This window comes from Wolbachia endosymbiont of Pentidionis agamae (genome assembly GCF_036711655.1).
Lineage (GTDB): Bacteria > Pseudomonadota > Alphaproteobacteria > Rickettsiales > Anaplasmataceae > JAZHPY01.
The window spans coordinates 1-9,621 of sequence record NZ_JAZHPY010000043.1; the positions used below are offsets into that span (position 1 = coordinate 1).

Annotated in this window: 11 protein-coding genes and 1 pseudogene; 8 read left to right on the forward strand and 4 right to left on the reverse strand. The window is 29.9% G+C overall.

Annotated features, from left to right (window positions below; translation table 11 throughout):
• Positions 1-76 precede the first annotated feature (76 nt).
• Positions 77-220, forward strand: a complete 144-nt coding sequence (locus tag V6U76_RS03220; RefSeq protein WP_333023579.1) for a hypothetical protein — start codon at positions 77-79, stop codon at positions 218-220.
• Positions 221-452: 232 nt separating this feature from the next.
• On the opposite strand, the gene V6U76_RS03225 is transcribed toward V6U76_RS03220, so the two are convergent.
• Positions 453-1,643, reverse strand: a complete 1,191-nt coding sequence (locus V6U76_RS03225; protein WP_333023580.1) for a hypothetical protein — start codon at positions 1,641-1,643, stop codon at positions 453-455.
• Positions 1,644-1,787: 144 nt separating this feature from the next.
• Here V6U76_RS03225 and V6U76_RS03230 point away from each other — a divergent pair, with 144 nt between their 5' ends.
• The 3 genes from V6U76_RS03230 (at position 1,788) to V6U76_RS03240 (ending at position 3,713) form a co-directional block, all read left to right on the forward strand.
• Positions 1,788-2,798 carry a hypothetical protein gene (locus tag V6U76_RS03230; RefSeq protein ID WP_333023581.1) on the forward strand — a complete coding sequence of 337 codons (1,011 nt, stop codon included), beginning with the start codon at positions 1,788-1,790 and terminating at the stop codon, positions 2,796-2,798.
• Between the two features lie 208 nt (positions 2,799-3,006).
• The gene (locus V6U76_RS03235) at positions 3,007-3,192 is read left to right on the forward strand and encodes a hypothetical protein (RefSeq protein WP_333023582.1); all 186 of its coding nucleotides are present in this window, start codon (positions 3,007-3,009) and stop codon (positions 3,190-3,192) included.
• 32 nt (positions 3,193-3,224) lie between these two features.
• Positions 3,225-3,713, forward strand: coding sequence for a hypothetical protein (locus V6U76_RS03240; RefSeq protein ID WP_333023583.1), 489 nt, complete (start codon positions 3,225-3,227; stop codon positions 3,711-3,713).
• A gap of 44 nt (positions 3,714-3,757) precedes the next feature.
• Here V6U76_RS03240 and nuoI read toward each other — a convergent pair whose 3' ends face one another.
• Positions 3,758-4,240, reverse strand: a complete 483-nt coding sequence (gene nuoI, locus V6U76_RS03245; RefSeq protein WP_333023584.1) for an NADH-quinone oxidoreductase subunit NuoI — start codon at positions 4,238-4,240, stop codon at positions 3,758-3,760.
• Between the two features lie 74 nt (positions 4,241-4,314).
• A complete protein-coding gene (gene trxA, locus V6U76_RS03250; RefSeq protein WP_333023585.1) occupies positions 4,315-4,644 on the reverse strand; it encodes a thioredoxin in 330 nt (109 codons plus the stop codon).
• 387 nt (positions 4,645-5,031) lie between these two features.
• On the opposite strand from trxA, the pseudogene V6U76_RS05690 reads away from it, so the two are divergent.
• The 4 genes and pseudogenes from V6U76_RS05690 to V6U76_RS03265 all read left to right on the forward strand — a co-directional run.
• Positions 5,032-5,293: pseudogene (locus V6U76_RS05690) on the forward strand (transposase); the annotation flags it as partial.
• A 324-nt stretch (positions 5,294-5,617) separates the two neighbouring features.
• On the forward strand, positions 5,618-5,830 hold the full coding sequence (locus V6U76_RS03255; RefSeq protein WP_333023587.1) for a hypothetical protein: 213 nt from the start codon (positions 5,618-5,620) through the stop codon (positions 5,828-5,830).
• Entirely contained in the window at positions 5,830-5,955 is a 126-nt protein-coding gene (locus V6U76_RS03260) for a hypothetical protein (protein WP_333023588.1), read from the forward strand. Before V6U76_RS03255 ends, V6U76_RS03260 begins: the two co-directional genes overlap by 1 nt.
• Before the next feature lie 197 nt (positions 5,956-6,152).
• Positions 6,153-6,800: a hypothetical protein gene (locus V6U76_RS03265; protein WP_333023589.1), complete on the forward strand. Its 648-nt coding sequence runs from the start codon at positions 6,153-6,155 to the stop codon at positions 6,798-6,800.
• Between the two features lie 141 nt (positions 6,801-6,941).
• Here the strand turns inward: V6U76_RS03265 and topA are convergent, their stop codons facing one another.
• The gene (gene topA, locus V6U76_RS03270; RefSeq protein WP_333023590.1) at positions 6,942-9,395 is read right to left on the reverse strand and encodes a type I DNA topoisomerase; all 2,454 of its coding nucleotides are present in this window, start codon (positions 9,393-9,395) and stop codon (positions 6,942-6,944) included.
• Between the last annotated feature and the right edge of the window lie 226 nt (positions 9,396-9,621).

The following is a 9,621-nucleotide window of genomic DNA, read 5'->3' on the forward strand; positions in this document are numbered from 1 at the left end:
TTCCAATTGAAGTAATAGTGGATGCAACAGGGCTTACTTTAGAGGATATAAAAAATATAGAATGGTTTTGAGAGATATGAAATTGCTAAAGGGAAAAAGAGGTATCATTACTGGTGTTATGAATGATAGATCTATAGCATATGATACATGCAAAAACCCTTTTTATGAATGGTACAGAACTTTCATTTATTACACGCTTGAGAAAGAATTGGGCTGCTAAGCCATGGAAAAGGGGATCTAGGTAAAATTGCAGTAGATCATATAAACTACAAGCAAAATTTTTGAAAGGTAAGTGGCAAGACTTTGCAAGTCTACGGTTGGGGCAGGTACCTTTCAGGAAGGTTCATCAAATTGATTAAAATTAGGTCATAGTTGCTTAGTTAAGCTAAAAATGTATTTTACTACACTTTAAAACAATTGCTTTTAAACTTAACTTTTTTGTCATTTTTTATTTAGAACTTCAAATATATACTATGTCTGGATTTATGTTCTAAATTATCGTCTTTTAATAAATCCTGCAACTCTGTTGAAGGTAGACTAGAATATACTTCACTTTGTATATCTACGAAAAAAGTGAGAATTAATTTCAACATCTCTTCTTTTTGTTTTCTGTTAAATAACTCATTATGTTCTTTCTGTAATCTACCTAATATTTCTAATACTTCTGTACACTTCTCAGATAATACTTGATTTCTTTGCGAAATACTCTCAAGTATTTTTTGCACTGGATTAAGAGCTAAATCAATCTCTCCTTGATACTTTTCAATCATATCTTGATATATATCTACCATCTTTTGACACGATGAAGCTCTGAATTTGTGTTCTTCTTTCTCTCTTATCTTAGAACGTTGATGATTTTTACAATTAAAAATTGACTCTTTATTTTCATAAATATGGTTAATTGAATTAGTGATATTTATCTCATCTATTTTTTCCAATTCCCGTTTATGATTAAACTTATTGTCAATTAATGCTTGCTCTGATTTTAGATCTTTTGGTAGCACGTAACCCTGTATATTGTTATTATCATCTGTATTATTTAGTAGTGTCACTTTAGGTAATTCTTTTAATGACCTTATATATTTTAAGGTTTCCTTAAATAATGCTGCACCAGATAACCCAAATTTTTTAGAAAGCTCTTGCTGTTCTTGACTAATTTTTTCTATTCTCTTTATCTCACTGCTTTTTAAGCTTGGTTCTTCTGCAGCTTGTTCTTTAATTTTTTCCCGCAACTTTTTTACTTCATTCTCATTTCTCTCCTGATTTTCTTCCACGTTTTTGAGAAAATCTTCAGCCTGTTCTTCCATTATCGATAATTCTTCAAATGCTTTTTTTGGCCCTATACCTAATAAAATTGATTCTAACTTTTTTTGCGGTTTTTCTTTATTTATTTTCTCAGTACTCCTGTTATTATTTAATAGCTTTTGTATTTCACTTAGCTTTTTTGGGTTACACGTTTTAACAATATTATAAATAATGTTTTTTACTACTTCTTTATTTTCTTCACTGTTTAAGTCGCTTAATAAGGAATTTACATATAACTTCCATATTTTCTTATCAACTTGATTTTCATGATCTTTTTTCTGCATTTGCACATTTAAAGCCTTCAATGGTCTTTTTAATATATCAATAATCTTATTCATAATATTACCTCATCTATTAAAGAATAATATAACTTAGTATAAAATACAATTATTATTTTTACTTTAATTAGCAGAACTTCTTGATTTTTAGCAGTTAAAACTATAATATGAATTAATATTATATTAATTTAGATGGGGTGTATAATGGGAAACAAAGTTTTAGTACGGTATGCATTGGCCTACATAAAAAAATCAAAGGTAAGTGACCCTAACAAAATACGAAATTTTTTAAGTCATATAGATGCTTATAATTCAGATGTATTGCATAGCTGGAGTGCAGAAAATTTTGATAGAATCTATGGTGCCTTTAAAGGTAGCAATAATCAGCAAAGAAATCAATCGTATACGTCTTTTAATAATAATACAAATCAACAGCGCACTGTACATGAAAACGTTAATATTATAATAAATGAAAACAGAGGCTTAGATTTCTGGGACTTAATATTACTTCAGTGTTGTATTAATAGTCTATATAGTAAATCTAATAATGTTACTAATAACACTAACATTAATTACAGTCACAATCAAGCTCAAAATAGTCAGAAAAAAGAGCAGGAAGATAGGAAGTTATTAGCTTTAGGGGTTCTAGTTGTAACGTTAGCCATCATCTTTCATGCTTCTATATGTTTTTTCTATATGAGCAGCAGAAAAAATGCTAGAAAAAGTGATGATATAAATTATCTCGATAAAAAACTAAAACTTTTAAGTGGCACAGAATTTACTTGTTGTGCTTTATCTTTAGCTGCTTTAGTTGGTTGTGCTATTTATCCAGTTTTGCCAGTTTGGGGACTTGTTATTCTTGGTATCAACTCTCTTGTATGTTTTTTTGGTGGTCTTGCATTTTATAATAAGCACGAGAAAGAAAGTGGATATATTGAAAAAGCTAGAGAAGCTGCTAGTAGTTTTAATGGTAACAGTGGATATAATAATGGATTTAATCATCATCAAGAAAATCAAAGCCACTCATCACATGCTGAATCGAATTGTTACAACTTTGATCGTATGTCACCAAATGGGCCGCTGCCTAGTTACGATGACTCAATGAGAGGAGGAGGAGGAAATAGCACTCAACCAACAGCACCTCCTGCTTCCCAATTTTATGAGGCACATATCAATCATTATCAGGAAAACAAAGTATATACTCAGGACTGTTAAGTAGCTTTTATTTAAAATGCTATATTTAATATAAATTTTAGTTGACTTTCGATTGTTTAAAATTGTATAATATTATATTAATTAATTTATATAATATAGATATGACTGATACTAAAATTTTAATAAAATATGCACTAGTCTACATAAAAAAATCAAGAGTGAGTGATCCTCAAGAAATACAGCGTTTTTAGATCATGTTGATCAGAGTATGTCAAATGTAGGTCATCTCTGGAGTGAAGAAAAATTTAAGTATCTCTATAATAGCTTTGCACAAAACATTATACCTATCAGAGGTTCAAATTTTGGAGATTGTTTCATATTCTTTCCGCATCATTGTTATTGTGGAGGTAGATGTGATGATGATGCAGCTTTAACAATGCTAGTTATAATTTAGGCATCATATTAATTATTGTCTTTCATATTGTTATGTCTTATATCTATGCAAACAGCAAAAAAAATGCTAGAAAAAGTGATGATATAAATTATCTCGATAAAAAACTAAAACTTTTAAGTGGCATACAACTTACTTGTTGTGCTTTATCTTCAGCTGCTTTAGTTACATGTGCTTTTCATTCAGCTTCACCTATAATTATTGAACTAATTGTTGTTTTAGGTGTGAATGTTCTTTTTTGCCTTGTTGACGGCCTTATATTGTATAATAAGCATAAAAAAGAAAGTGAATATATTGAAAAAGCTAAAGAAGCTGCTAGTAGTTTTAATGGCAACAGTCGACATAATAATGGATTTAATCAAAGCCACTTGTCACATTCTGAATCGAATTATCACAATGATTATATGTTCCAAATTCACCTACTTACGATGAAGCAAATAGCCGCACTCAACCGAAAGCGCCGCCTCCTAGTAGCTACTTCTCTTCCACAGAAGTGCATAACTTCCAGCATCAAGGATGCATAGAAAAGTAAATTGAGTAAAAAGCCATTAAATTAATGAGTTTTTTATTAATAGTATGGTCTGTTTTTCTTTAATCTTAATTGAATTGCATTTTCCCAAAGGTCTCCATTAGATAGTAATTTTTCTTTATTATATATCAATTCCTCTCTTTTTTCTGCAGCAAATTCAAAATTAGGACCTTCTACAATTGCATCTACAGGACATGCTTCTTGGCAAAGTCCACAATATATACACTTCATCATATCTATGTCATAACGTGTAGTACGCCTACTCCAGTCTCCCCTATCTTCTGCCTCTATTACAATTGCTTGTGCAGGACAGATAACCTCACAGAGCTTGCAAGCTATACATCTTTCTTCACCGTTTGCATACCTACGGAGCGCATGCTCACCACGAAATCTAGTACTCAAAGGTCCTTTTCCCATTGGATAATTTATGGTCACCTTACGCTTAAACATATACTTAAGTGTAAGAATAAAACCTCTAATTAACTCTACAAAAAAACAATACCAAACTAACCTTTTAAACATAAAATGCCAAAATATTCAAATGTAACTAAATCCGCATCTAGACTTATTTAGAGTTAACAATAGAGACTTCTACATCAAGAAATTTCATCTTCAACCCACTCGCTTAAATCACTACTCCCAATCCCCCCAAGCTTTCTTGCAATTTCTTTGCCATTATTAAATATTATTAAAGTAGGGATGGATTGAATGGCAAATTCACTAGGTATAAGTTCTTGTTCATCAACATTAAATTTACAAACTTTTATTATACCTTTTTTACTTTTAGCAAATTCTTCTACGTGCGGCATAAGTTGTATACATGGTCCACACCACTCTGCCCAAAAATCTACTAAAACAAACCCATCATGCTCAATAACTTCTGACTGAAAGTTTTTATCATTTATTACTATCACTTTATCATTCATATAGTACCTAATTTATTACATTTTACTAAATAATAGTAATCAATTCTTGTATTATTTACAAGAGATCTTTCTTAAAATTAAGAAAAAAGTAAAAGATAAAATATACTTATCACCCAAACTATGGATTAAAAAATAGATGAAAGTTCAGCTTAGGAAAATATTGGTAAACTCCGAGATATTGTAAAAAAGGAAATCACACATAAAAAAAGATATTACAAGACTTTAATGTTTCATAGAAGATTTTTGTCGCATTGCTGATGAAAAAGTGGCAAAAAACCAATCATTGATGATCAATGAAAATGGCGAAAGTTGGATTACGCTGACAAAGGTAATAGTAAGTACCTATGCTGGATTTAAATAGACTGGACTTTTGTTTGGGAGATGTATCAACTGTTTTCAAAATTTCTGAGTAGAGGCTTTAACTCGTTACTAAAGTGAAAAAGTTATGAAAAACACATTAATTTCACTAAATGAAAAGATTTTTTAAGAAAAAGATTGAAACAGTCTTTGGTTACTTCAAAAATAAACTTGAGCTTGAGCATACTATGCACAGATCTCAAATAAATTTTGGTCATATTTTTCTACCATGATTCCATACTATATGCAGTTTAAAAAGCCTTCTATTTATAAACTTTACTTCGTTAATTAATTCATATTTGGGGTTAATATAATGTACCTAGAATAAATGTCTTGTACAAACTATGCTATAAAAGCATAGAAGAAAAAAAATGTTCAATGTTTGTGGTTAATTGGATGACCATATAACATTTTTTTCCATGATATGATATAAACAAATGTATTAGGTAATATGTATGACAATATATAAAATATAGTATTTAGACAGTGGATTGTGAGTGATGCAGAGCAACTAAGGGAAGAAGTAGAGAAGAAAGCATCCATTGCCAAACACTCGCAAGTTTCCGCACCGCCAAGTTCTTTTAGACTCAGCATTAGCTGATCCAGATACATTACAATGTGTGTTTTATTTTGGAAGTATTTAAGTAAAAAACAAAAAGCAACGATTGAAGATCTTGAAAATCTAGCTCTCAATATTAGAGCTATAGATTTTGATGATCCAAAATTAAAGCATTTTTTGGTACCACATGATTTTAAAACCGATATTGCTTTATTCAATTCAGAATTAGGTAGCAAAAGTAAAGAGGTAATATTTCTTAAAACTTTCTAATGATGGGGCTACGTATGGATTTTATGCGTGCACTTATGCTATATTATGGACATGATGCAATAGTTGCTTCTGAAAAGGTTGACAGTAAAGAGATCTTACATGATGCATCTGTTTATATATCTTGACTTTGATCAAGAGGTAATAAAGCCATTTAAACAATTGAGAGCTCCATATGGGGTACTTGTTACTCCTCTAACCAGTACATGCTTCATTTTTTTGTCTTAATAATAACGTTATAGCATTTACACAACCTAGACACCCAGCATTGAAAGAGTTGCTTAAAGCAATCAAAGGATATTTTGATATAACACAAGAAAATTATTTGAAAAGATTTTACAAACACATAAAAGATGAAATTAATTTTGGCGATGACATAGATGAAAATGATAAATTGAAATTATCATTTTATCTTTTTTGTAGTTTTGTATCTGGCATAGAAAAAGAAAGAAAATATGATTCTGATATACTTCCTCATACATTTGGAGCACACTATTTCATGGGTGCTACGCGAGATCAGAATATGAAAAATGGATTATATATTAAACATATAAAAAAGAAAGTACCTGTTCAAATTCTAGAATGCATAGAAAGAGCAGTAAACCAACATGAAATTCATGATACATATATAGATAAAATAAAAATAGATTACTTAATTGGGTGTGTGTTTGTAAAACAGGAAGAAGAGAATATCTTTCTTGATACACAAAATATATGTAGTATTCCTAATGGTGGAAAATCTTGGAGAAAGGATCTATTTAAAGGAATGTATAAAGAACTGGAATTACCATTAGAAAGTTCAATAAAATTGAAAGAAATTAACATACAATTTAGAAAAATGTATGAAGTACCAAAAGCACTAAAACGAGAAGAAAATGAAGTACAGGAATTACCATTAGTAGATTCTTTACCAACAAGATTAGAAGCAACGAACATACAGCCTTTTAGTGGTGAGCAGTACAGACATTGTTAGAAGGAAATGTTGAAACTAATATAAAAATACAGAATTAAGCAGTATGCGATTTTAATGATGGGAGGAATCCTCCCACACCCTAACTTTACGTTCTATAAATAAGAAAATTTTGAAAAATGTAATAAAAAGAATATTTTCATTCTATGAATTACTTTTAAGTTTTTTATTTTCAATTAATTCCAAGGCTTTTTTTAAATCAATATCATTAGTATTAATATTCTTACTTAAAGCAACATTCATTTTATCATATTTTAGATATAACCCATACCTTCCATGACATACAAAAACTTCTTTTCCTTCCTTGTCAAATCCAAGAGACTTTGATTCTTTACGTGCGCTGTTTTCAATAGTACTAACTACTTCATCTAATTTCATATTAAATATTTCTCTATGGCTTTTTTTTATAGAGTAGTATTTGTTATCGTATAAAAAATAATATCCAAAGCGTCCAATACCTAATTTTATTTCTTTTTGTGTTTTAGGATGCATACCAATATTTTTTGGTAAAGAGATTAGATCAGTTGCAATATTTAAGTCCAATTCATTAATATTAATATTACTTGGAATAGTAATGGATTTTTTCTTTTCAGATTCATCATTAAGCTGTAAATAAAATCCATAAGGACCTTTTTTAATAATAATTTCTTTTCCTGTTGCAGCATCTAGACCTAAGCTTCTTTGATCATAGTTACTTTTATCAGTAATCTCTTTTATGTAACGACAGTTAGGGTAATTGGAGCAGCCAAAAAATACGCTGCTTTTACCAATATTTAATGCTAATATTCCATCGGAGCAAGAAGGACATTTTTTATCTTTAATTTGTTCATGTGTATTGATAAAGGAATCTATAATTAAATTATGAAGTACGTTCATAATTTCACTGTATTGCATAACATTAACAGAATTAATGTTATTAAAAAACGGTTTCCAAAATTTGCTTAATACGTCTTTCCAATCAATATTACCATTTGATATTAAATCAAGTTCCTCTTCCATATCAGCTGTGAAGTTATATTCTACATATCGACTAAATAGTGTTTTTAAAAAAACTGTTACTATTTTACCACGAGCACTTGGAATAAATCTCTTGTTTTCAAGGACAGCATAGCCACGATCCTGAATAACTGAAATAATTGTTGCATAAGTTGATGGACGACCTATTCCGACTTCTTCCATTTTCTTTACTAGACTTGCTTCACCATACCGTCCTGGAGGTTGAGTAAAGTGCTGTTTTGGCATTACTGAAATTAGTTTACATAATTCTCCTTCTTTTATGATAGGCAGTAACTCATGATTGTCTTCGATATTATCAGAATATACCTTATAGAAACCATCGAATAATATAGCTGAACCGTTTGCTCGCAAGATAATTTGTTCATCGTAAGAATAGATTTCAATTATCATTTGGTCAATAATAGCTGACTCCATCTGGCTTGCTATTGTTCTCTTCCAAATCAATTCATATAGCTTTAGCTGTTCTTGTGTTAAATAGTTTGCAATACTGCTTGGTGTCCTATTAATATCTGTAGGGCGAATTGCTTCATGTGCTTCTTGAGCATTCTTTACTTTGGTTTTATATTGACGAGGAATCTTCGTTAAGTATTTATCACCATATAGTGATTTAATTGATAGTCTAATTGAATTTATAGCTTCTTTTTCAATATAAACTCCATCTGTGCGCATATACGTTATGAGTCCTATAGCCTCTCCATCAATATCAATACCCTCATATAAATTTTGTGCAATACGCATAACGTTTTTTACGTTGAAATTGAGTTTATTTACTGCATCTTGCTGCAAACTAGAAGTAATGAATGGAGGCAAAGGATTTCTTTTAACTTGTTTATTCTCTACATTTTTAGCGACGTACTGTTTTGTTTTAATTAAGTCTACTAATTTTTTTGCTTCCTCTTCGTTTTTAATATCAAATTTCTCTAATTTTTTTTGATTGTAGTGAGTAAGTAATGCAAGAAAAATATCATTTTTACTGTTTTGTAGTTCAATTTTGATGTTCCAATATTCCTGTGATATAAACTTATCAATTTCATATTCTCGTTCACATATAACCCTCAGTGCAACAGATTGTACTCGTCCTGCAGACCTACTGCCAGGTAATTTTTTCCATAATAATGGAGATAAAGTAAATCCTACTAAATAATCTAAAGCTCTTCTTGCTTGCTGTGCATTGACGAGATTCATACTTACTTCACGCGGATTTTTTATTGCTTCTTGTATAGCATTTTTTGTAATTTCGTTAAAAACTATTCTATATATATTGCTTTTGCTTTTTATAACCTTTTTTTCTTTTAAAACTTCAACTACGTGCCAAGCAATTGCTTCTCCTTCTCTATCTGGATCAGTTGCAAGATATATATCTGACGCTTTATTTGCTGCTTTTACGAGCTCTTGTATATATTTTTCAGCCTTTTCAATGACTTGGTACTTCATAGCAAAATTGTTATCAGGATCTACAGAACCTTTTTTAGCAGGCAAATCCCGTACATGTCCAAAGGATGAAACAACTCTAAATTGATTGCCTAAGTATTTGCTTATAGTTTTTGCTTTTGCATGAGATTCAACTACCAGTAAATTCATAATGTAAAAATGTAAAATATCTAAATGTATAATAATAAAATTAATAGATTACAATAATAATAAGTTGTAGATAGTTTGAATTTTTGATAGCTTGCAATAAAATAAATTACATGTAATGTTGTCCATAAGGATAATGATATTAATAATGAGCAAATTTATTATTGTGTGATTTATACTATCACATGATTTACTTAGCTCAAAAGCGTAGTAGTGGTTATAATTATCA

What these genes read in the sequence shown, in the direction of transcription:
- V6U76_RS03220 (WP_333023579.1), top strand. Translation starts at nt 77, where the DNA reads ATGAAATTGCTAAAGGGAAAAAGAGGTATCATTACTGGTGTTATGAAT.
- V6U76_RS03225 (WP_333023580.1), bottom strand. Translation starts at nt 1,643, where the DNA reads ATGAATAAGATTATTGATATATTAAAAAGACCATTGAAGGCTTTAAAT.
- V6U76_RS03230 (WP_333023581.1), top strand. Translation starts at nt 1,788, where the DNA reads ATGGGAAACAAAGTTTTAGTACGGTATGCATTGGCCTACATAAAAAAA.
- V6U76_RS03235 (WP_333023582.1), top strand. Translation starts at nt 3,007, where the DNA reads ATGTCAAATGTAGGTCATCTCTGGAGTGAAGAAAAATTTAAGTATCTC.
- V6U76_RS03240 (WP_333023583.1), top strand. Translation starts at nt 3,225, where the DNA reads ATGTCTTATATCTATGCAAACAGCAAAAAAAATGCTAGAAAAAGTGAT.
- nuoI (WP_333023584.1), bottom strand. Translation starts at nt 4,240, where the DNA reads ATGTTTAAAAGGTTAGTTTGGTATTGTTTTTTTGTAGAGTTAATTAGA.
- trxA (WP_333023585.1), bottom strand. Translation starts at nt 4,644, where the DNA reads ATGAATGATAAAGTGATAGTAATAAATGATAAAAACTTTCAGTCAGAA.
- V6U76_RS03255 (WP_333023587.1), top strand. Translation starts at nt 5,618, where the DNA reads ATGTGTGTTTTATTTTGGAAGTATTTAAGTAAAAAACAAAAAGCAACG.
- V6U76_RS03260 (WP_333023588.1), top strand. Translation starts at nt 5,830, where the DNA reads ATGATGGGGCTACGTATGGATTTTATGCGTGCACTTATGCTATATTAT.
- topA (WP_333023590.1), bottom strand. Translation starts at nt 9,395, where the DNA reads ATGAATTTACTGGTAGTTGAATCTCATGCAAAAGCAAAAACTATAAGC.